This is a genomic window from Enterobacter cloacae complex sp. I1M (assembly GCF_014982425.1).
Classification (GTDB): domain Bacteria; phylum Pseudomonadota; class Gammaproteobacteria; order Enterobacterales; family Enterobacteriaceae; genus Enterobacter; species Enterobacter intestinihominis.
On the sequence record NZ_JADCLG010000013.1, the window covers coordinates 187,392 to 210,358 of the forward strand.

The window sequence follows — 22,967 nt, forward strand, 5'->3', positions numbered from 1 at the left end:
TATGAGTGAATTTTCCCAGACAGTCCCCGAACTGGTTGCCTGGGCCAGGAAAAACGATTTCTCCATCTCGCTGCCGGTAGACAGACTCTCATTCCTGCTGGCGGTTGCGACGCTAAACGGCGAACGCCTGGATGGCGAAATGAGTGAAGGCGAACTGGTGGATGCGTTCCGCCACGTCAGTGATGCGTTTGAGCAAACCAGCGAAACCATTAGCGTGCGTGCCAACAACGCAATCAATGATATGGTGCGTCAACGTCTGCTGAACCGCTTTACCAGCGAGCAGGCGGAAGGAAACGCCATCTATCGTCTTACGCCACTGGGCATTGGCATTACCGACTATTACATCCGCCAGCGCGAATTTTCCACGCTGCGTCTCTCCATGCAGCTCTCCATTGTTGCAGGCGAGCTGAAGCGTGCCGCCGACGCGGCTGATGAAAACGGTGACGAGTTCCACTGGCATCGCAACGTTTACGCGCCGCTAAAATACTCGGTCGCCGAGATTTTCGACAGTATCGATCTGACTCAACGTCTGATGGACGAACAGCAGCAGCAGGTCAAAGACGATATCGCTCAACTGCTGAATAAAGACTGGCGTGCGGCCATCTCCAGCTGTGAACTTTTGCTGTCAGAAACGTCCGGTACGCTACGTGAGTTGCAGGATACGCTGGAGGCGGCTGGGGATAAGCTGCAGGCCAACCTGCTGCGCATCCAGGACGCGACGATGGCGCACGACGATCTGCATTTTATCGACCGTCTGGTGTTTGATTTGCAGAGTAAGCTTGACCGCATTATCAGCTGGGGCCAGCAGTCGATCGACCTGTGGATCGGTTACGACCGCCACGTGCATAAATTTATCCGTACCGCCATCGATATGGATAAGAACCGCGTCTTTGCTCAGCGTCTGCGCCAGTCGGTACAGACCTACTTTGATGCGCCGTGGGCGCTGACCTACGCCAACGCCGATCGTCTTCTGGATATGCGCGACGAAGAGATGGCGCTGCGTGATGAAGAGGTCACCGGTGAACTGCCGCCGGATCTGGAATACGAAGAATTTAACGAAATTCGCGAGCAGCTTGCGGCGATGATCGAAGAACAGCTCGCTGTCTATAAAGCCAGACAAGCACCGCTGGATCTTGGCCTCGTGGTACGCGACTATCTGGCGCAGTATCCGCGCGCGCGCCACTTCGATGTAGCCCGCATTGTTGTAGACCAGGCGGTGCGCCTGGGCATCGCACAAGCCGATTTCACCGGACTGCCGCCGAAGTGGCAGCCGATTAACGATTACGGAGCCAAGGTACAGGCGCATGTCATTGACAAATATTGAACAAGTGATGCCAGTTAAGCTGGCACAGGCGCTGGCGAATCCGTTGTTTCCGGCGCTGGACAGCCAGCTGCGTGCCGGTCGTCACATTGGCCTTGACGAGCTGGATAATCACGCCTTTTTGATGGACTTTCAGGAGTATCTGGAAGAGTTTTACGCTCGCTATAACGTTGAGCTGATCCGCGCGCCGGAAGGGTTTTTCTACCTGCGTCCGCGCTCTACTACGCTTATTCCGCGCTCGGTGCTTTCCGAACTGGATATGATGGTCGGCAAAATTCTCTGCTACCTCTACCTCAGCCCGGAACGTCTGGCGAATGAAGGGATCTTCACCCAGCAGGAGCTTTACGATGAGCTGCTGTCGCTGGCGGATGAAAGCAAGCTGCTCAAGCTGGTAAATAACCGCTCGACGGGGTCCGATCTGGACCGTCAGAAATTACAGGAAAAAGTTCGCTCTTCCCTGAACCGTCTGCGCCGTCTGGGAATGGTCTGGTTCATGGGTCACGACAGCAGCAAGTTCCGCATTACCGAATCGGTCTTCCGCTTTGGTGCCGACGTGCGTGCGGGTGACGATGCGCGTGAAGCACAGCTGCGCATGATCCGTGACGGTGAAGCGATGCCGGTGGAAAACCATTTGCAGCTCAATGACGAGCACGAAGAGAATCAGCCGGATAGCGGGGAGGAAGAGTAATGATTGAACGCGGTAAATTTCGCTCACTAACGCTGATTAACTGGAACGGCTTCTTTGCCCGAACCTTCGATCTGGATGAGCTGGTGACAACGCTCTCCGGCGGTAACGGGGCAGGTAAATCCACCACCATGGCGGCCTTCGTGACGGCGCTGATCCCTGACCTGACCCTGCTGCACTTCCGTAACACCACTGAAGCGGGTGCAACGAGCGGCTCCCGAGATAAAGGGCTGCACGGTAAGCTGAAAGCGGGCGTCTGTTATTCGGTGCTGGACGTGATCAACTCCCGTCATCAGCGCGTGGTTGTAGGCGTGCGCCTGCAGCAGGTTGCCGGCCGCGACCGTAAAGTAGATATCAAACCGTTTGCGATCCAGGGGCTGCCAACCTCCGTGCAGCCGACCGCGCTGCTGACGGAAACCCTGAATGAACGACAGGCGCGCGTTCTGACGCTCCAGGAGCTGAAAGACAAGCTGGAAGCCATCGAAGGCGTGCAGTTTAAGCAGTTTAACTCCATTACCGACTACCACTCTCTGATGTTCGATCTCGGCGTGGTGGCCCGTCGTCTGCGCAGCGCGTCAGATCGTAGTAAATACTACCGTCTGATTGAAGCCTCCCTGTACGGCGGTATCTCAAGCGCCATTACCCGCTCCCTGCGCGACTACCTGCTGCCGGAAAACAGCGGCGTGCGTAAGGCCTTCCAGGATATGGAAGCCGCGCTGCGTGAAAACCGCATGACGCTGGAAGCGATTCGCGTTACGCAATCTGACCGCGATCTGTTTAAGCACCTGATCAGCGAAGCCACCAACTACGTGGCGGCAGACTATATGCGTCACGCCAACGAGCGCCGTATTCATCTCGATCAGGCGCTGGAATACCGCCGCGAGCTGTTTACCTCCCGCAAACAGCTGGTCGCCGAGCAGTATAAGCATGTCGAAATGGCGCGCGAACTGGGCGAGCACAACGGTGCCGAAGGGGATCTGGAAGCCGATTACCAGGCGGCCAGCGATCATCTGAACCTGGTGCAAACCGCGCTGCGTCAGCAGGAAAAAATCGAGCGCTATGAAGCCGATCTCGATGAGCTGCAAATTCGTCTTGAAGAGCAAAATGAAGTGGTGGCAGAAGCCGCCGATTTGCAGGAAGAGAACGAAGCCCGCGCGGAAGCCGCCGAGCTGGAAGTGGATGAGCTGAAAAGCCAGCTCGCAGACTACCAGCAGGCGCTGGACGTGCAGCAGACCCGCGCGATCCAATACAACCAGGCGCTGCAGGCGTTGCAGCGTGCCAAAGAGCTGTGCCACCTGCCGGACCTGACCCCTGAAAGTGCTGACGAATGGCTGGATACCTTCCAGGCCAAAGAGCAGGAAGCCACTGAGAAACTGCTTTCTCTCGATCAGAAAATGAGCGTGGCGCAAACGGCACACAGCCAGTTTGAGCAGGCGTACCAGCTGGTGGTGGCGATTAACGGTCCGCTGGCGCGTAACGAAGCATGGGACGTTGCCCGTGAGTTGCTGCGCGACGGCGTCAATCAGCGCCATCTGGCCGAGCAGGTGCAGCCGCTGCGCATGCGCCTGAACGAACTGGAACAGCGTCTGCGTGAACAGCAGGAAGCTGAGCGTCTGCTGGCGGAATTCTGCAAACGTCAGGGTAAAAATTACGATTTCGACGAGCTTGAGGCTCTGCATCAGGAGCTGGAAGCGCGTATTGCGGCCCTGTCCGATACCGTATCGAACGCCAGCGAACAGCGCATGACGCTGCGTCAGGAGCTGGAACAGCTTCAGTCCCGTTCGAAGACGCTCTTACAGCGTGCGCCGATCTGGCTGGCCGCACAAAGCAGCCTGAACCAGCTCAGCGAGCAGTGTGGTCAGGAGTTTGCCTCCAGCCAGGACGTCACCGAATACATGCAACAGCTGCTGGAGCGCGAACGCGAAGCGATTGTTGAGCGTGACGAAGTGGGCGCGCGCAAGCGTGACGTCGATGAAGAAATCGAGCGTTTAAGCCAGCCTGGCGGCTCAGAAGATCCGCGCCTGAATGCGTTAGCCGAGCGTTTCGGCGGCGTGCTGCTGTCTGAAATTTACGACGACGTCGGCCTGGACGATGCGCCGTACTTCTCCGCGCTGTACGGTCCGTCCCGTAACGCGATTGTAGTGCCGGATCTGTCGCTGATTTCTGACCAGCTTGCAGGGCTGGAAGACTGCCCGGAAGATCTCTACCTCATCGAAGGGGATCCGCAGTCGTTTGATGACAGCGTATTCAGCGTCGACGAGCTGGAAAAAGCGGTGGTGGTGAAAATCGCCGATCGCCAGTGGCGCTATTCGCGCTTCCCGGAACTGCCGCTGTTTGGCCGCGCCGCGCGTGAAAACCGTATTGAAAGCCTGCACGCCGAGCGTGAAACGCTTTCAGAGCGTTTTGCGACCCTGTCGTTTGACGTGCAGAAAACCCAGCGTCTGCATCAGGCGTTCAGCCGCTTTATCGGCAGCCATCTGGGCGTTGCCTTCCAGCCCGATCCGGAAGCCGAAATTCGTAAGCTCAACACCCGCCGCGGTGAGCTGGAGCGTGCGCTTGCCAGCCATGAAAATGACAACCAGCAAAGCCGCGTGCAGTTTGAGCAGGCAAAAGAGGGCGTTGCGGCCCTTAACCGCATCCTGCCGCGCCTGAACCTGCTGGCGGACGATACGCTCGCCGACCGCGTGGATGAGATTCAGGAACGTCTGGATGAAGCGCAGGAAGCGGCGCGCTTTGTGCAGCAACACGGCAATCAGCTGGCAAAACTGGAACCGATTGTTTCCGTTCTCCAGAGCGACCCGGAACAGTTTGAGCAGTTAAAAGAAGATTACGCCTGGTCACAGCAGGTGCAGCGTGAAGCGCGTCAGCAGGCGTTTGCCCTCACGGAAGTGGTGCAACGTCGCGCACACTTCGGCTACTCCGATTCAGCAGAAATGCTGAGCGGGAACAGCGATCTGAATGAAAAGCTGCGCCAGCGTCTTGAGCAGGCCGAAGCGGAACGAACGCGCGCCCGTGAAGCGATGCGTACTCACGCTGCACAGCTGAGCCAGTACAGCCAGGTCATGGCGTCGCTGAAAAGCTCCTTCGACACCAAGAAAGAGCTGTTAAATGACCTGCATAAAGAGTTGCAGGACATTGGCGTGCGCGCCGACAGCGGCGCAGAAGAGCGGGCGCGTATTCGCCGCGATGAGCTGCATGCTCAGCTCAGCAACAACCGTGCGCGTCGTAATCAGCTCGAAAAAGCGCTGACCTTCTGTGAAGCGGAGATGGACAACCTGACGCGTCGTCTGCGCAAGCTGGAGCGCGACTATTTTGAGATGCGTGAACAGGTTGTGACTGCGAAGGCGGGCTGGTGCGCGGTGATGCGCATGGTGAAGGACAACAACGTGGAGCGTCGTCTGCACCGTCGCGAGCTGGCGTACCTGTCAGCCGATGAACTGCGCTCTATGTCGGATAAGGCGCTGGGTGCGCTGCGTCTGGCCGTGGCGGACAATGAACACCTGCGCGACGTGCTGCGCATGTCCGAAGATCCGAAGCGTCCTGAGCGCAAAATTCAGTTCTTCGTGGCGGTTTATCAGCACTTACGCGAACGTATTCGTCAGGACATCATCCGTACCGACGATCCGGTTGAAGCGATCGAACAGATGGAGATCGAGCTGGGCCGTCTGACGGAGGAGCTGACTTCCCGCGAGCAGAAGCTGGCAATCAGCTCCCGCAGCGTGGCGAATATTATTCGTAAAACCATTCAGCGCGAGCAGAACCGTATCCGTCAGCTGAACCAGGGCCTGCAAAGCGTGTCGTTTGGCCAGGTCAACAGCGTGCGGCTGAACGTGAACGTGCGTGAGGCGCACTCCACGCTGCTTGACGTGTTGTCTGAACAGCATGAGCAGCATCAGGATCTGTTCAACAGTAACCGCCTGACCTTCTCCGAAGCGCTGGCGAAGCTGTATCAGCGTCTGAATCCGCAGATTGACATGGGCCAGCGTACGCCGCAAACCATCGGCGAGGAGTTGCTGGACTACCGCAACTATCTGGAAATGGAAGTTGAGGTTAACCGTGGCTCAGACGGCTGGCTGCGCGCGGAATCCGGTGCGCTCTCTACCGGTGAAGCCATCGGTACCGGTATGTCGATTCTGGTGATGGTGGTGCAGAGCTGGGAAGATGAAGCGCGTCGTCTGCGTGGCAAGGACATCTCTCCATGCCGTCTGCTGTTCCTCGATGAAGCCGCGCGTCTCGACGCCCGCTCCATCGCCACGCTGTTTGAGCTTTGCGAGCGACTCGATATGCAGCTCATCATCGCGGCGCCGGAAAACATCAGTCCGGAAAAAGGGACAACCTATAAGCTGGTGCGTAAAGTGTTCCAGAACAGTGAACATGTACACGTCGTAGGTTTGCGTGGCTTCGCCCCGCAGCCACCGGAGTCATTACCGGGCACGGCTGACGCCTCTTAACCCGGGGTATGATAAAAGGCGGCGCTCAGGCGTCGCTTTTTTTATTCACTTAACTTGTGTTCAGGGCTGCGTTATCTTTAAACTTCTTTACATAAGGCAAGGCAGCAGCGTGTATGCCTTTCTATACTGAAGGAAAGCTCCATAATACTGGGCATGTCGTGAAAAACAGGGGGCAAGGGATGTTGCTTAAGAAAGATCGTGGTCGTCAGCTGTCTGCGCTGAGTTTGTGCCTGACAGTGATGTTTGCTCCACTGTTTACCGCTCAGGCCGATGAGCCTGAAATTGTACCGACTGACAGCTCCGCGACGATGGGCGCGCAGCCGACGTCGCTGTCACAACCGCTGGATCAGTCTCCGGCGACGGCCATCATGGCCGGCATTAAACCGCTGCCGGAAGGCATCGATACTGAATCATTACGCCAGCAGCTTATGACCGGGCTGCCCTCGGGCTATACTCCCGCTTATATTAACCAGCTCACGCTGCTTTACGCTGCGCGCGATATGAAACCGATGTGGGAAAATCGCGAGGCGGTACGTGCCTTCCAGCAGCAGCTGGCTGAAGTGGCGATTGCAGGTTTTCAGCCACAGTTCACGACCTGGGTTGAACTCCTGACCGACCCTGCCGTTACCGGACAGGCGCGTGACGTGGTGCTGTCTGATGCCATGATGGGCTACTTGCAGTTTGTGGCGGGGATTTCGGTGAACGGCAACCGCTGGTTATACAGCAGTAAACCGTACACGCTGGCGACGCCCGCGCTGTCCGTCATTAATCAGTGGCAGCTGTCGCTGGACAACGGTGAACTGCCGCGCTTTATCGCAAGCCTTGCGCCCGCCCACCCGCAGTATGCCACGATGCATCAGTCGCTTCTTGAGCTGGTCGCGGATTCCCGCCCGTGGCCTCAATTGCGTGGAACAGCAACGCTGCGTCCGGGACAATGGAGCAGCGATGTGCCTGCGATTCGCGAAATTATGAAACGGTCTGGCATGCTTGACAGCGGCCCTAAAATTGCGCTGCCCGGCGACGATACGCAAAACGCAGTCGTCAGCCCGTCGGCGCCGGTAAAAGAGAAAACCGCCGTTGCGCTGAGCAATAAGCCCGCCGCTTACGATCGCGAGCTGGTCGCGGCAGTGAAGCAGTTCCAGGCCGCGCAGGGGCTGGGCGCCGACGGCGTGATTGGTCCATCGACTCGCGACTGGCTGAACGTCTCTCCGGCCCAGCGGGCAGGGGTGCTGGCGTTGAATATCCAGCGCTTGCGCTTGCTGCCGGGCACGTTATCCACCGGCATTATGGTCAACATTCCGGCGTACTCTCTGGTCTACTATCAGGACGGTAGCGAAGTGCTGGCGTCCCGCGTGATTGTGGGTCGACCTGACCGCAAAACGCCGATGATGAGCAGCGCGCTGAATAACGTGGTGGTTAACCCGCCGTGGAACGTGCCGCCGACGCTGGCGCGCAAAGATATCCTGCCTAAGGTCTGGAATGACCCGGGATATCTGGAGCGACATAACTATACGGTGATGCGTGGCTGGAACAGCAAAGAAGCGATTGACCCCTGGATGGTCGACTGGTCAACGATTACGCCTTCGAACCTGCCGTTCCGTTTCCAGCAGGCACCGGGTGCGCATAACTCGCTCGGACGTTACAAATTCAATATGCCAAGTTCGGACGCAATCTATCTGCATGATACCCCGAACCATAATCTGTTCCAGAAAGACGCACGCGCGCTCAGTTCTGGCTGCGTTCGCGTGAATAAGGCCTCCGAACTGGCGAATATGCTGTTGCAGGATGCAGGCTGGAACGATACGCGGATATCAGATGCCCTGAAGCAGGGGGATACGCGTTACGTCAATATCCGCCACAATATTCCGGTCAATCTTTACTATCTGACGGCGTTTGTGGGCGCGGACGGACGTACCCAGTATCGTACAGATATTTACAATTATGATCTGACAGCGCGATCCGGCGCACAAATCTTGCCAAAAGCGGAACAATTAATCAGGTAAATGAAGTAGTTCGGTAAAAATGATTGTCGTAAGTTATGGTGAATATGAGGCGATCTGGCTGCAAGCCGCGTATTCACTGGGATTGGGCGCCTTGACGTAGCAGGCTTTGCCAGTTATGGTGCCCTTCGTGCGCTAAGCATATTGACAATTTCTTTTACCTGTAGACCTGATTATCATGGACAAATTTGACGCTAATCGCCGCAAATTGCTGGCGTTAGGTGGCGTTGCGCTGGGCGCAGCAGCCATCCTTCCGACGCCAGCATTTGCCACCCTCTCGACACCTCGTCCGCGTATTTTAACGCTCAACAATCTGCATACTGGTGAGACGCTTAAAGCGGAATTTTTCGATGGCAGAGGCTATATTCAGGATGAATTAGCACGACTCAACCATTTTTTCCGTGATTTCCGCGCGAACAAAATCAAAGCCATCGACCCTGGATTATTCGATCAGCTTTACCGCTTGCAGGGACTGCTGGGGACCAAAAGGCCGGTGCAACTCATTTCTGGCTATCGCTCTCTGGATACCAACAATGAACTGCGCGCCCACAGCCGTGGGGTAGCGAAAAAAAGCTATCACACCAAAGGGCAGGCGATGGATTTCCATATTGAAGGCGTTTCGTTAGCCAATATTCGCAAAGCGGCGTTATCTATGCGCGCAGGTGGTGTAGGATACTACCCACGTAGCAACTTTGTGCATATTGATACCGGGCCGGTTCGGCACTGGTAATAACGAAACACAGGAGCAGTATGAACTATCGTATTATTCCGGTTACCGCGTTCTCACAGAACTGTTCATTGATCTGGTGTGAACAAACTAAACTGGCCGCGCTTGTTGATCCCGGTGGCGACGCTGAGACAATCAAGCAGGAAGTCGCTGCAAGCGGTGTAACGCTGATGCAGATTTTACTGACCCATGGCCATCTTGACCATGTGGGTGCAGCGGCTGAACTGGCTGAACACTACGGTGTGCCGATTATCGGCCCGGAAAAAGAAGATGAGTTCTGGCTTCAGGGGCTGCCTGCCCAAAGCCGCATGTTTGGTCTGGATGACTGTCAGCCACTGACACCGGACCGCTGGCTGAACGAAGGCGATCGCGTTAACGTAGGGAATGTAACTTTACAGGTGTTGCATTGCCCCGGGCATACGCCTGGCCATATTGTCTTCTTTGATGACGTGTCACGCCTGCTGATTTCCGGTGACGTGATTTTCAAAGGGGGCGTAGGACGCAGCGATTTCCCACGCGGCGATCACGGTCAGCTGATTCAGTCGATTAAGCAGAAGTTATTACCGTTAGGTGATGATGTGACGTTTATCCCTGGACACGGACCAATGTCAACGCTGGGCGATGAGCGGTTGCATAACCCGTTCCTTCAGGATGAAATGCCTGTCTGGTAAACCCTTTCAATAAAAAAGCCTGCGCGATGCAGGCTTTTTTTATGGGTGCAGGTTACAGCACCGCGACAATGGCTTCGCACAGTGGCGCCATGTTGTCAGGCGTCATACCTGCAACGTTCACGCGGCCAGAGGCAACGGCATAGACGCCAAACTCTTCACGCAGGCGCAGCACCTGCTCTTTGGTCAGGCCGCTGAAGGAGAACATGCCGTTCTGCTTGATGATGAAGCTGAAGTCACGGTCGGCGCCTTTCTCAGCCAGCGTGTTCACAAACAGCAGACGCATGCGTTGAATGCGCTGACGCATATCGTTCAGCTCTTGTTCCCAGATTGCGCGCAGCGCATCGTTGCTCAGGATCGTCGCAACTACAGACGCACCGTGTGCCGGTGGGTTGGAGTAGTTAGCGCGGATCACGGACTTCATCTGGCTGAATGCGCGATCGACAGTTTGATCGTCAGCGGCCACCAGCGTACAGGCGCCGACACGCTCGTTATACAGACCAAAGTTCTTGGAATAGGAGCTTGCGACAATCAGCTCCTGATGGACGGCGGCGAATGCGCGCAGACCTTCAGCATCTTCTTCCAGACCACGGGCAAAGCCCTGGTAAGCGAAGTCGAACAGCGGCAGCCAGCCTTTTTCAACGGACAGCTTAGCCAGCTGTTCCCACTGTTCAAGCGTAGGATCGATACCAGTTGGGTTATGGCAGCAGCCATGGAACAGCACCACATCGCCCGCCTGGGCTTCGCTCAGGCTGGCCAGCAAACCATCGAAGTCCAGCGCATGGTTTGCCGCGTCATAGTAGGCGTATTCACGGACTTCCAGACCCGCAGAATTAAACACGCTCTTGTGGTTCGGCCAGCTTGGATTGCTTACCCAGACACGCTTCACAGAGGTGTTTTTCGCCAGGAAATCTGCCGCCACGCGCAGTGCGCCGGTACCGCCTGGGGTCTGCGCCGTGCGGGCGCGTTTTTCGCTCACAATGGTGCTGCCTTTGCCGAACAGCAACTCCTGGGTGCAGCGACCAAATTCAGGGATACCATCAATACCGAGGTAGTTTTTGGTGGTTTCGTTTTCCAGCAGATACTGCTCAGCTTTTTTGACGCTGGTCAGTACCGGAGTTTTGCCGGTTTCATCTTTATATACACCAATACCCAGGTTGATTTTGCCAGGGCGGTCGTCGGCACGAAACAGATCGGCCAGGCCCAGAATTGGGTCGGCAGGAGCGGCAGTAATGTTCTCAAACATGACGAAGTTCCATTGTGATTACAGAAGTGAAATCCGCTATCAGGTTAACGGTAGATTTACAAAATGCCAACCGTTTGCGACGAAAAGCGTGCGGCTTTTCAAAAGTCGCTATTATTTTCTCTCGGGAATAAAAAAACAGGGCCGAAGCCCTGTTCATTAAGCATATAGCAACGAGGTGTGCTGATTAGAACTGGTAAACCAGACCCAGAGCCACGATGTCGTCGTTGTTGATGCCCAGCTTGTTGTCGTCTTTCAGCTGGTTGATCTGATAGTCAACATAGGTAGACATGTTTTTGTTGAAGTAGTAGGTCGCACCGATATCAACGTAGTTGATGTAGTCTTCGTCACCGATACCTTCTACGTCTTTCGCTTTAGATTTGTAGTAAGCGATGGATGGACGCAGGCCGAAATCGAACTGGTACTGAGCGACAACAGAGAAGTCCTGAGACTTGTTAGCGAAACCACGGCTGCCCAGGCGCGCTGCGTTACGCATTTCGCCATAAATGGCTGCCAGGTAGATGTTGTTCGCGTCGTATTTCAGGCCGGTTGCCCACTGTTCAGCCTTGTCGCCTTCACCCCATTCCAGAGTCTGCTGGTTGTTGGTACGGTCAGCGGCGCCATAAGCACCGACAATGCCGAAGCCTTCGTAGTCATAGCTCAGAGAGGTCGCCCAGCCGTCGCCGTTGGAACGTACCGCGTCATCACGTTCATTTTTGCCCAGGTACTGAACACCAAAGTTCAGACCGTCAACCAGGCCGAAGAAGTTGCTGTTACGGTAAGTCGCCAGACCACCCGTACGGCCTGCGAAGAAGTTATCGCTCGCGCCGGTGTCGCCGCCGAACTCAGGCAGCATATCGGTGATGCCGATTGCGTCATAGACCAGACCGTAGTTACGACCGTAGTCGAAGGAGCCTGCGTCACCAAATTTCAGACCTGCGAATGCCAGACGGGTTTTGTTGCCGTTCTGCGCATCGCCGCCTTCAGAGTTGTTACCCTGGAAATTGTATTCCCACTGACCGTAGCCAGTCAGCTGATCGTTGATCTGAGTTTCACCTTTGAAGCCCAGACGCGCGTAAGTGTTGTCGCCATCGTTGCCCGCGTAATCAGAGAAGTAATGCAGGCCAACTGCTTTCCCGTAAAGATCTAATTTGTTGCCGTCTTTGTTATAGATTTCAGCAGCGTTTGCTGCACCGGCTACCAGCAGGGCAGGGACTACCACTGCCAGGATATTGCGCTTCATCATTATTTATTACCCTCATTGGTTTTTTATGACACTCGCCACTGCCGTCAATAAATTCTGTCAATAAATATTTCCGGAACTATTGATGAGAGTTAGGTGTCTTTATGTGTCTGACAGGCATCTTTCCATTCATAGAACCGTTTCGCTACACTGAAAGTGCTACAATCTTCAAGATTCAGTTACCAAAAGAAAATATGTGTAACTAAATATGTATTTTTGGGAACTTTGTGAAGCACCTCAAACTTCAGCGCGTTCTGGTGAATTAAACCTCCGCTTTATTCTTATATATATGATTTCCTTATGTTTAATTTAGCTAAAGGTCTTTCGTATAAACAGAAGTTAAACGGCTCATTTTTTCTTATAATCGACAAAAGCCATCCAGATGGCTGTGAAAGTGGTTGTTTTTTGTGCTATTACGTAAGGATTGTATTAAGCGCAATAAGAATAGGGTTATTTTTTTGTCTAAGGATATTTCGTGGAAACAAAACGTAACAGGTAGAGGGAATTGCGGGGTTGTGGTTTATAGACGCTTACTTTTGACTGACGAAAACTGACATTGCAGGATAAAATAATGGCCAGCATTTGCTGGCCATTAATGATTTGGTCGGTTAGAAACTTGCGTTACGCGGTGTACGTGGGAACGGAATCACATCACGTACGTTCTGAACACCTGTTACGTAAGCAATCAGACGTTCGAAGCCCAGGCCAAAGCCAGAGTGCGGAACGGTGCCGTAACGACGGAGATCGCGATACCAGCTGTAGTCCGCCGGGTTCAGGCCCATCTCCTGCATACGCGCGTCCAGCACATCCAGGCGCTCTTCACGCTGGGAGCCACCGATGATCTCACCGATGCCCGGCGCCAGAACATCCATCGCGGCAACGGTTTTACCATCTTCGTTAAGGCGCATATAGAACGCCTTAATGTCTTTCGGATAGTTTTTCACCACAACCGGTGCTTTGAAGTGCTTCTCTGCCAGATAACGTTCATGCTCGGAGGAGAGATCCACGCCCCAGTAAACCGGGTTTTCGAATTTCTCGCCGCATTTTTCCAGGATAGCGACCGCGTCGGTGTAATCCACCTGCGCGAAGTCTGCGGAGACGAAGCGCTCAAGACGGGCGATGGCGTCGTTATCGACACGCTCAGCGAAGAATTTCATGTCGTCTGCGCGCTCTTCGAGAACCGCTTTGAACACGTATTTCAGCATCGCTTCTGCCAGGCCTGCCACGTCATTCAGATCGGCAAAGGCGACTTCCGGCTCCAGCATCCAGAATTCCGCCAGGTGACGGCTGGTGTTAGAGTTTTCCGCACGGAAGGTTGGGCCGAAGGTGTAGATCTTAGACAGCGCACAGGCGTAGGTTTCGCCGTTGAGCTGGCCGGAAACCGTCAGGAAGGCTTCTTTACCAAAGAAGTCTTTGTCGTAATCGACTTTTCCTTCCGGCGTACGCGGCAGGTTTTCCATATCCAGCGTTGAAACGCGGAACATTTCACCTGCGCCTTCGGTATCGGATGCCGTGATCAGCGGAGTAGACACCCAGAAGTAACCCTGCTCGTCAAAGAATCGATGCAGCGCCTGCGCCAGCGTATGACGCACGCGCGCCACTGCACCAATAAGGTTGGTGCGCGGACGCAGGTGCGCAACTTCACGCAGATATTCGATGCTGTGACGCTTTGCAGCCATCGGATAGGTGTCCGGATCTTCAACCCAGCCGGTCACTTCCACCGAGGTCGCCTGAATTTCGTAGCTCTGACCCTGGCCCGGAGAGGCCACCACAACACCGGTGACGATCACGGAACAGCCGGTTGTCAGGTGCAGAACGTCATCATTGTAATTGGGCAGAGAATTATTAATGACGGCCTGTACAGGATCAAAGCAGGAACCGTCATAGACGGCGAGGAAGGAGATGCCAGCTTTAGAATCTCGGCGAGTACGCACCCATCCGCGCACGGTGACCTCCTGGTCAACGGCGACACGGCCCTGGAGTACGTCGGCTACAGGCACAACGCTCATAATATTCTCTCTGTTAATAGTCGGAAAAAATAAACACTTGTCCGCCCTTATAGGGGGGATATCTATGTTACCTGCCATCCGCTATCAGACAAGTAAATTTCACCGTCTTAAGAGAAGAAATAAGAAATTAATAAGAGAAGGGGAGCCATGAAGGCTCCCCCGAAGCCGTTAACTGGCTTTTTTAACCTGAGGCAGATCGAAGGCTTTACGTAATGCGCGGACAAACGCTTTGTCATGGCAGATGGTTTTGCCCGGGCTGTCGGAGAGCTTCGCGACCGGCTTACCGTTACATTCCACTAGCTTTATGACGATGTTCAGCGGTTTCACCTGGGGGATATCACAGGTTAAGCGCGTACCAATTCCGAAACTCAGGTTCACCCGCGATGAGAAGTGGCGATAAAGGTCGACGGCTTTCGCTAGGTCAAGGTTATCGGAGAAGACCAGCACCTTACTCATGGGATCGATACCCAGTTTTTCGTAATGGGCGATGGCTTTCTCACCCCATTCAACCGGGTCCCCGGAATCATGGCGCAAACCCTGGTAGCGTTCGGCAAACTCAGGGCCAAAGTCGCGCAGGAACGCGTCCATGGTAATGCAGTCGGTAAGGGCAATACCCAGCCGATCCGGGTATTCCTCAAGCCACGCGGCGAGGGCGGCGCGCTGGCTGTTGGCAAGGTCAGGGCTGATCTGCTGGTGCGCCTGGAACCATTCGTGCGCCTGGGTACCCATCGGCGTTAAATCAAGGCGACGCGCCAGATCGTAGTTACTGGTGCCAACGAACCACGGCTCCTGTTGCAGACGTCTGACAATGGCTTCCTGAACCTCGCGAGAGAAGCGGCGGCGCGTGCCAAAGTCCATCAGACGGAAGCGGGACATATCCAGCCCTTCTGTCAGTCTGGAAAACTCAACGAGTTTATTCTCCAGAGCGGCAACCGCCTGCGTTACACCGGTTTCAGGGGAGCGATAGCGGTGGGCCAGCTCGCTGATCACGGCCAGAAGCGGCACTTCCCACATGATCACTTCGCGCCACGGGCCGGTCAGACGAATGTCCAGCTTGCCGTTATCATTGGTGACGGTGACCTGTTCCGGCTTATAGCGGAACTCACGCAGCCAGGTCAGATAGTCCGCTTTAAAGAAAGGCAGGCCTGAAAGCCACTGATATTCGTCATCGGTGAGCGCCAGATGCTGCATGGCATCGACCTGTTCACGAATGGAATCTGCGTAGATACCCAGCAAGTCGTCACCCCGGCAGCGAAATTCCGCCGCAACATGAACATCATGATAGTGGTGAAACACGGCTTGCTGCATATGCAGCTTGTACGCGTCGGTATCCAGCAACGTATGCAGAACCGGAGAAGCGAATTGAGTCATAGGTGCGCTGTAGCATCCTCTCACGGGAGCGTTTAGTACAATAAACAACTCCGGAGTATACCCTGTTTAGTGATTTATTGAACCCCGATCACAACATAAGCACACTTTATGGTCGAGCGCATTTCGTGCCCCGTGTTATAAAAATGTAGTAAAAACGGCGTTGTGCCTGAAAAGATGAACATTCTGCATAGCGCGTTTTACACAACCGGAATATATTGAATCGTTACTCGACAAACGATGCATAAGGTTTTCTATGACACAACAGCCACAAGCTAAATACCGCCACGACTACCGTGCGCCGGATTACCTGATAAGCGATATCGATCTGACCTTCGACCTGGATGCCACAAAAACCGTCGTCACGGCGGTAAGCCAGGTGACGCGCCAGAGCGCGACAGCCGTGCCGCTGCGTCTGGATGGTGAAGACCTGACGCTGGTTTCCCTGCATATTAATGATGAAGCCTGGTCAGACTATAAAGAAGAAGGCAACCAGCTGGTCATCGACAACCTGCCGGAACGCTTTACCCTGCGCATCGTGAATGAAATCAGCCCTGCCGCCAATACCGCGCTGGAAGGGCTTTACCAGTCAGGCGTAGCCCTGTGCACCCAATGTGAAGCAGAAGGGTTCCGCCACATTACCTGGTATCTGGATCGCCCGGACGTCCTGGCGCGCTTTACCACCAAAATTATTGCCGACAAAACGCTGTACCCGTACCTGCTTTCCAACGGCAACCGGATTGGTGAAGGGGAACTGGAGAATGGCCGTCACTGGGTACAGTGGCAGGATCCGTTCCCGAAACCCTGCTACCTGTTTGCGCTGGTGGCGGGCGATTTCGATGTTCTGCGCGACACCTTTAAAACGCGCTCTGGCCGTGAAGTCGCGCTGGAGCTGTTCGTGGACCGTGGCAACCTTGACCGCGCCCCGTGGGCAATGACCTCCCTCATCAACTCCATGAAGTGGGATGAAACGCGCTTTGGCCTCGAATATGACCTCGACATCTATATGATCGTTGCTGTCGATTTCTTCAATATGGGCGCGATGGAGAATAAAGGTCTTAACATCTTCAACTCCAAATACGTGCTGGCGCGTACCGATACCGCAACGGATAAAGACTACCTCGATATCGAACGCGTTATCGGCCATGAATATTTCCATAACTGGACCGGGAACCGCGTCACCTGCCGCGACTGGTTCCAGCTGAGCCTGAAAGAGGGCTTAACCGTCTTCCGCGATCAGGAGTTCAGCTCCGATCTGGGATCGCGGGCGGTAAACCGCATCAACAACGTGCGCACCATGCGTGGTCTGCAATTTGCAGAAGATGCCAGCCCAATGGCCCATCCGATCCGCCCGGATAAAGTCATTGAGATGAATAACTTCTACACCCTGACGGTGTACGAAAAAGGCGCTGAAATTATCCGCATGATCCACACCCTGCTGGGCGAAGCGAATTTCCAGAAAGGGATGCAGCTTTACTTCGAGCGTCATGACGGCAGTGCGGCCACCTGCGACGATTTCGTCCAGGCGATGGAAGACGCCTCTAACGTGGATCTGTCTCATTTCCGCCGCTGGTACAGCCAGGCCGGTACGCCGATTGTGACGGTCAAAGACGACTACAACCCGGAAACTGAGCAGTACACGCTGACCATCAGCCAGCGCACACCGCCAACGGCGGAGCAGGAAGAGAAACATCCGCTGCACATTCCGTTCAGCGTTGAGCTGTACGACAACGAAGGCAACGTGATCCCGTTACAGAAGGGCGGTCACCCGGTGCATAACGTGCTGAACGTGACCCAGGCAGAGCAGACCTTTATCTTCGATAACGTCTATTTCCAGCCTGTTCCTGCCCTGCTGTGCGAGTTCTCCGCGCCGGTGAAACTCGAATACAAGTGGAGCGATCAGCAGCTGACGTTCCTGATGCGTCACGCGCGCAACGATTTCTCGCGCTGGGATGCGGCACAAAGCCTGCTGGCAACGTACATCAAGCTGAACGTGAACCGTTACCAGCAGGGCCAGCCGCTGACGCTGCCGGTTCATGTGGCAGACGCCTTCCGTGCCATCCTGCTGGATGAGAATATTGACCCGGCGCTGGCGGCTGAAATTTTGACGCTGCCGTCTGCGACTGAAATCGCCGAGCTGTTTGACATCATTGACCCCATTGCGATCGTCGCCGTGCGTGAAGCGCTGACCCGCACGCTGGCGACCGAACTGGCAGATGAATTCCTCGCAATTTACAACGCCAACAAGCTGGACGCGTATCGGGTGGAACATGCGGATATCGGTAAACGTTCCCTGCGCAATACCTGCCTGCGCTATCTGGCATTTGGTGAGGCAGAGCTGGCGAACACGCTGGTCAGCAAGCAGTACCACGAAGCCGATAACATGACGGATGCCCTGGCCGCGCTGGCCGCAAGCGTTGCCGCCGAGCTGCCGTGCCGCGATGCGCTTATGCAGGAGTACGACGACAGGTGGCATCAGGATGGTCTGGTGATGGACAAGTGGTTCATCCTTCAGGCCACCAGCCCGGCAGCCGATGCGCTCAGCAACGTACGCAGCCTGCTGAAGCACCGTTCGTTCACCATGAGCAACCCGAACCGCGTCCGCTCGCTGATTGGCGCGTTTGCCAGCAGCAACCCGGCCGCGTTCCACGCCGAAGACGGCAGCGGATATCAGTTCATGGTTGAAATGCTGACCGAGCTGAACAGCCGTAACCCGCAGGTGGCGTCTCGTTTGATTGAGCCGCTGATCCGCCTGAAACGCTACGATGCGCAGCGTCAGGCGAAAATGCGTGCCGCACTTGAGCAGCTGAAAGGGCTGGAAAATTTGTCTGGCGATCTGTACGAGAAGATTACAAAGGCGCTGGCCTGATGTAAAAAAGCCCGGTGGCGCTTCGCTTACCGGGCCTACGATTTGCCCTTGCGCCGTGCTCCCTGTTGAAGAGGGCCGGGGTGAGGGCATCAGGCATTAGCCTTTATCCGCTGAATCTCCGCTTCTCCACGTTTCATCACTCTATCCAGCACTTCCGCCTCCAGCTCCGCCAGTCTGGCCGATCCCACCCGGCGAGGACGTGGAATATCCACCGTCAGATCCAGACCAATTTTACCCTCTTCTATTAACAGCACCCTGTCTGCCATTGCCACAGCTTCGCTTACGTCATGCGTCACCAGCAGAACCGTAAAGCCGTGCGTCTGCCAGAGGGTTTCAATCAGGTCCTGCATCTCGATCCGCGTCAGGGCATCAAGCGCGCCGAGCGGTTCATCAAGCAGCAGCAGGCCGGGACGATGAATCAGCGCGCGTGCCAGGGCCACGCGCTGCTTTTGTCCACCCGACAGGGCCGCAGGCCACTCTCCCGCGCGATTCTCCAGCCCGACGGCGGCGAGTGCCTGCCGGGCATCCTCCCGCCAGCTACCCTTCAGGCCCAGCCCGACGTTATCCATCACCGTTTTCCACGGCAGCAGACGCGCGTCCTGAAACATCATGCGCGTATCATCCTGAATCGTGGACAGCGGCGTGGTGCCTGCCAGAATGTCACCGCTGTTTGGCGCCTCCAGCCCGGCTAAAAGACGCAGCAGGGTACTCTTGCCGCCACCGCTGCGGCCAACAACGGCCACAAACTGTCCGGCAGGAATATGCAGATCCAGTGCATTCAGAATGGTGTTATCACCGTAGCGTTTGGTCACGCCGTTCAGCAGTAACGGTGTTCCCTGGTTCAGTCGTGCAGTATTCATGCTTTCGCCTCCTGAGCGGTGTAGGCCGGGTTCCAGCGCAGCCAGCTACGTTCCAGCCACTGGGCGCTGACGTCCGCAAGTTTGCCAAGCAGGGCATAAAGGATAATGGCAACCACCACCACGTCCGTTTGCAGGAACTCGCGGGCGTTCATCGCCAGATAACCAATGCCGGAGTTAGCCGAAATGGTTTCCGCCACGATCAGGGTTAGCCACATCAGGCCGAGCGCAAAACGCACCCCAACCATAATGGAGGGCAGGGCGCCCGGCAGGATCACATGGGTAAACAGGGCAAAACCTGACAGGCCATAGCTGCGGGCCATCTCAACCAGACCGCGATCGATATTGCGGATCCCATGCCAGGTATTGATATAAATCGGGAATAATGTTCCCAGCGCCACGAGAAAAATTTTGGCGCTCTCATCAATGCCAAACCACAGGATAACCAGCGGAATAAGCGCCAGATGCGGCACGTTACGCAGCATTTGAACGGAGGTATCCAGCAGCCGCTCACCCCAGCGGGACAGGCCGCTGATCAGCCCCAGCGTCAGGCCGATGCTCCCGCCAATCGAAAAGCCGATTACCGCGCGCCAGGAGCTGATGGCAAGATGTTGCCACAGCTCACCGCTGGCGCTTAGCGACCAGAACGCTTCCACAACGCCCTCCGGAGAGGGCAAAATGCGGCTCGACAGCCAGCCAGTTGAAGACGCCAGTTGCCAGACGAGGACAATGCCGACGGGCAGAAACCACGGCGCGGCGCGCAGCAGCCATTTTTGTGCGGTTGCAGACATGGTGGCTCCTTAACTTTGCGCGACTTTTCTCGGGATAAACGCATTCGCCACGGCTTCGCCCTGCAACTGAAGCTGACGTGGCTGCGGAATTTCCGGGATAGCGACATCCAGGTGCGGGAAGAGCAGTTCACCCACCTTGTAGGCCTCCTCCAGATGCGGGTAGCCAGACAGGATAAAGCTGTCGATCCCCAGCGCCGCGTATTCATTAATGCGTGCCGCTACGGTTGGACCGTCGCCGACCAGCGCCGTACCGGCGCCGCCGCGCACCAGACCCACCCCGGCCCACAGGTTCGGGCTGATCTCAAGATTTTCACGCTTGCCGTTGTGCAGGGAGGCCATTCGGTGTTGGCCCACTGAGTCGGTTTTGGCAAACGCCGCCTGTGCTTTGGCGATAGTGTCGTCGTCCAGATGAGCGATCAGACGGTCGGCAGCTTGCCAGGCCTCGTCGTTGGTTTCGCGTACGATCACGTGCAGGCGAATGCCGAAGCGCACCGTACGGCCATGTTCTGCGGCTTTGGCGCGTACCTGAGCAATTTTCTCTTTAACCAGCTCCGGTGGCTCGCCCCAGGTCAGATAGAGATCGACCTGCTCAGCCGCCAGCTCCTGCGCCACGTCCGACGATCCGCCGAAATAAAGGGGAGGGCGCGGCTGCTGTACCGGCGGGAAGTAGAGTTGCGCATCGCGAACGTGGATATGTTTTCCTTCGAAGGTGACGGTTTCCCCTTCCAGCAGACGTCGCCAGACGCGGGTGAACTCTGCGGAGGCTTCATAGCGCTCGGTATGATCGAGAAAAACGCCATCGCCCGCCAGCTCCTGCGGATCGCTGCCCGTCACCAGGTTGAACAGCGCGCGGCCGTTGGAGAGCCTGTCCAGCGTTGCCGCCTGGCGTGCCGCGACGGTGGGCGACACCACGCTTGGGCGCAAGGCTACCAGGAATTTCAGGCGCTGGGTGACGGGGATCATCGACGCGGCAACCAGCCACGCATCCTCACATGAACGGCCCGTCGGGATCAGCACCCCGGTAAAACCGATGCGGTCTGCCGCCTGGGCGATCTGCTGTAGATAGCCGTGATCGACCGGGCGGGCGCCTTCTTCTGTGCCAAGATAGTGTCCATCACCGTGGGTGGGTAAAAACCAGAAAAGATTCAGACTCATGATTTTTTTCCTTCAATGCCAGCGGGTTGCCAGATGCGTTCGCGAATATTCACCTGCTTTGGAACCAGGCGGTTTTGATAAAAGAGGTCTGCCGTTTGCTGCTGGAGGGCGGCAACGTGGGCGTCAACCGGCGCTATGGTGGTGGGAGGACGGTGGTCAAGATAGGTGGCGATCACCGGTTCAGGCAGGCCCATGGTTTTTGCCAGTAGCGTGATGCTCTGCTGACGCTGGCTTTGGGTCAGCGCATCGGCCTGAGAGAAGGTATCCAGCACCTGCTGAATAAATGCGCCATTTTTTTCAGCGTAAGGACGTGCCGCCAGGTAGAACGAACCGGTTTGTTTCAGGGTGGTGCCGTCTTTCAGCACCCGCACACCGCCCTGCAACAGTGCGGCGGAGTAGTACGGATCCCAAATAGCCCAGGCATCAACATTTTTTTGCTGAAACGCCGCGCGCGCATCGGCAGGCGTCAGGTAAACGGGCTGGATATCGGTGAATTTAAGGCCGGCCTCCCGCAACGCGCGCAGCAGCAGGTTGTGCGAGCTTGAACCTTTCTGGAAAGCAACCTTATGGCCTTTGAGATCGGCGACGCTTTTGATCTCGCTGTTTTCCGGCACCAAAATAACCTCTGCCTTCGGCTTGGCGGGCTCAACGCCAACGTAAACCAGATCCGCCCCGGCCGCCTGGGCAAAGATCGGCGGGATATCGCCGGTGCTGCCTAAATCAATACTTCCGACGTTCAGCGCCTCCAGCATCTGCGGTCCGGCAGGGAACTCGACCCATGAGAATTTGGTCTGCGGGAAACGCTTCTCCAGCAACGCATGGCTTTTCGCCAGCACCATGCTGACGCTGCCTTTCTGATAACCGATACGCAGGCTCTCCGGCGTTTTCTCCGCCGCCTGAGCCAGCGATGCCACTGCCAGCAGACCTGCCAGCCCGATACGGGTAACTGTTTTAAACATGCGCCACTCCTTGTAATTGATGAAATGCCGCCGCGTGGCGATCCCGACGATTAAGGGCGTGCCAGAAGGTTTCAAGCGCGCTGTCGAGGCGGGTTTGCAGATTCGGCGTGAAATGCGGTTTATGCTGGTAGTCGATTACCTGTGAGTCGTCAGCGAAGACGCCATGCAGGATCTCCTGCGCTTTCAGCGCGTTCAGAACCGGCTTGAGGGCATAATCCACCGCCAGTAAATGGGCTACCGTACCGCCTGTGGCCAGCGGCAGGACGACCTTACCGTCCAGCGCGCGTTCGGGCAGCAGATCGAGCAGCGTTTTCAGTGCACCGGAAAAAGAGGCTTTATAAATTGGTGTCGCGACGACCAACCCGTCAGCACGCTTAAGTTGTTCGATCAGGGTTTTCAGCGCCGGGCTGTCGAAACGGGCGTAGAGCAGATCTTCAGGCGCGAAATTGTGCAAATTCCAGTGACACACTTCGACATCCAGAGCATTAAGCTTTTCGCGAGCGTATTCCAGCAGTGCGCTGGATCGAGAGGGGAAGCGGGGGCTTCCGGCCAGGGTAATGACGCGCATGGTTGCTCCTTATAACTAATTGTTTGCTTTTATCTAACATTCATAACAATTTT

16 protein-coding genes are annotated in these 22,967 nt (G+C 55.9%); 7 read left to right on the forward strand and 9 right to left on the reverse strand.

What is annotated here, in order from left to right:
* Position 1: 1 nt before the first annotated feature.
* The 6 genes from mukF to INF86_RS08745 all read left to right on the forward strand — a co-directional run bounded on the left by mukF (position 2) and on the right by INF86_RS08745 (position 9,855).
* Positions 2-1,324: a chromosome partition protein MukF gene (gene mukF, locus INF86_RS08720; RefSeq protein ID WP_022647635.1), complete on the forward strand. Its 1,323-nt coding sequence runs from the start codon at positions 2-4 to the stop codon at positions 1,322-1,324.
* Positions 1,305-2,009: a chromosome partition protein MukE gene (mukE, locus tag INF86_RS08725; RefSeq protein WP_003858208.1), complete on the forward strand. Its 705-nt coding sequence runs from the start codon at positions 1,305-1,307 to the stop codon at positions 2,007-2,009. The genes mukF and mukE overlap by 20 nt, the downstream gene beginning before the upstream one ends.
* Entirely contained in the window at positions 2,009-6,457 is a 4,449-nt protein-coding gene (gene mukB, locus INF86_RS08730; protein ID WP_193543430.1) for a chromosome partition protein MukB, read from the forward strand. Before mukE ends, mukB begins: the two co-directional genes overlap by 1 nt.
* Positions 6,458-6,636: 179 nt before the next feature.
* The gene (gene ldtD / locus INF86_RS08735; RefSeq protein WP_193543431.1) at positions 6,637-8,460 is read left to right on the forward strand and encodes a L,D-transpeptidase; all 1,824 of its coding nucleotides are present in this window, start codon (positions 6,637-6,639) and stop codon (positions 8,458-8,460) included.
* 175 nt (positions 8,461-8,635) lie between these two features.
* Complete coding sequence (locus INF86_RS08740) at positions 8,636-9,187, forward strand: YcbK family protein (protein WP_003858202.1); 552 nt, start codon at positions 8,636-8,638, stop codon at positions 9,185-9,187.
* A gap of 20 nt (positions 9,188-9,207) precedes the next feature.
* Positions 9,208-9,855 carry an MBL fold metallo-hydrolase gene (locus INF86_RS08745; protein ID WP_023299733.1) on the forward strand — a complete coding sequence of 216 codons (648 nt, stop codon included), beginning with the start codon at positions 9,208-9,210 and terminating at the stop codon, positions 9,853-9,855.
* 52 nt (positions 9,856-9,907) lie between these two features.
* On the opposite strand, the gene INF86_RS08750 is transcribed toward INF86_RS08745, so the two are convergent.
* The 4 genes from INF86_RS08750 to pncB form a co-directional block, all read right to left on the reverse strand.
* Complete coding sequence (locus INF86_RS08750; RefSeq protein ID WP_023299734.1) at positions 9,908-11,098, reverse strand: amino acid aminotransferase; 1,191 nt, start codon at positions 11,096-11,098, stop codon at positions 9,908-9,910.
* 184 nt (positions 11,099-11,282) lie between these two features.
* Complete coding sequence (gene ompF, locus INF86_RS08755; RefSeq protein ID WP_022647640.1) at positions 11,283-12,341, reverse strand: porin OmpF; 1,059 nt, start codon at positions 12,339-12,341, stop codon at positions 11,283-11,285.
* 605 nt (positions 12,342-12,946) lie between these two features.
* Positions 12,947-14,347 (reverse strand): asparagine--tRNA ligase, encoded by a 1,401-nt coding sequence (gene asnS, locus INF86_RS08760; protein WP_003858191.1) that lies wholly within the window; start codon positions 14,345-14,347, stop codon positions 12,947-12,949.
* 168 nt (positions 14,348-14,515) lie between these two features.
* On the reverse strand, positions 14,516-15,718 hold the full coding sequence (pncB, locus tag INF86_RS08765) for a nicotinate phosphoribosyltransferase (RefSeq protein ID WP_193543432.1): 1,203 nt from the start codon (positions 15,716-15,718) through the stop codon (positions 14,516-14,518).
* Between the two features lie 253 nt (positions 15,719-15,971).
* Between pncB and pepN the strand changes: the two genes are divergently transcribed.
* Positions 15,972-18,584, forward strand: a complete 2,613-nt coding sequence (gene pepN, locus INF86_RS08770) for an aminopeptidase N (RefSeq protein ID WP_063147654.1) — start codon at positions 15,972-15,974, stop codon at positions 18,582-18,584.
* An 89-nt stretch (positions 18,585-18,673) separates the two neighbouring features.
* Here pepN and ssuB read toward each other — a convergent pair whose 3' ends face one another.
* Genes ssuB through ssuE form a run of 5 tightly spaced genes read right to left on the reverse strand, consistent with a single transcriptional unit; the run spans position 18,674 to position 22,914 of the window.
* Positions 18,674-19,444: an aliphatic sulfonates ABC transporter ATP-binding protein gene (gene ssuB / locus INF86_RS08775; RefSeq protein WP_022647644.1), complete on the reverse strand. Its 771-nt coding sequence runs from the start codon at positions 19,442-19,444 to the stop codon at positions 18,674-18,676.
* Positions 19,441-20,232, reverse strand: a complete 792-nt coding sequence (gene ssuC, locus INF86_RS08780; RefSeq protein ID WP_003858185.1) for an aliphatic sulfonate ABC transporter permease SsuC — start codon at positions 20,230-20,232, stop codon at positions 19,441-19,443. Before ssuC ends, ssuB begins: the two co-directional genes overlap by 4 nt.
* 9 nt (positions 20,233-20,241) lie before the next feature.
* The gene (gene ssuD / locus INF86_RS08785; RefSeq protein ID WP_017384817.1) at positions 20,242-21,387 is read right to left on the reverse strand and encodes an FMNH2-dependent alkanesulfonate monooxygenase; all 1,146 of its coding nucleotides are present in this window, start codon (positions 21,385-21,387) and stop codon (positions 20,242-20,244) included.
* Positions 21,384-22,346, reverse strand: coding sequence for a sulfonate ABC transporter substrate-binding protein (locus INF86_RS08790; RefSeq protein ID WP_063199512.1), 963 nt, complete (start codon positions 22,344-22,346; stop codon positions 21,384-21,386). Before INF86_RS08790 ends, ssuD begins: the two co-directional genes overlap by 4 nt.
* Positions 22,339-22,914, reverse strand: a complete 576-nt coding sequence (gene ssuE, locus INF86_RS08795; RefSeq protein ID WP_063199509.1) for an NADPH-dependent FMN reductase — start codon at positions 22,912-22,914, stop codon at positions 22,339-22,341. Before ssuE ends, INF86_RS08790 begins: the two co-directional genes overlap by 8 nt.
* Between the last annotated feature and the right edge of the window lie 53 nt (positions 22,915-22,967).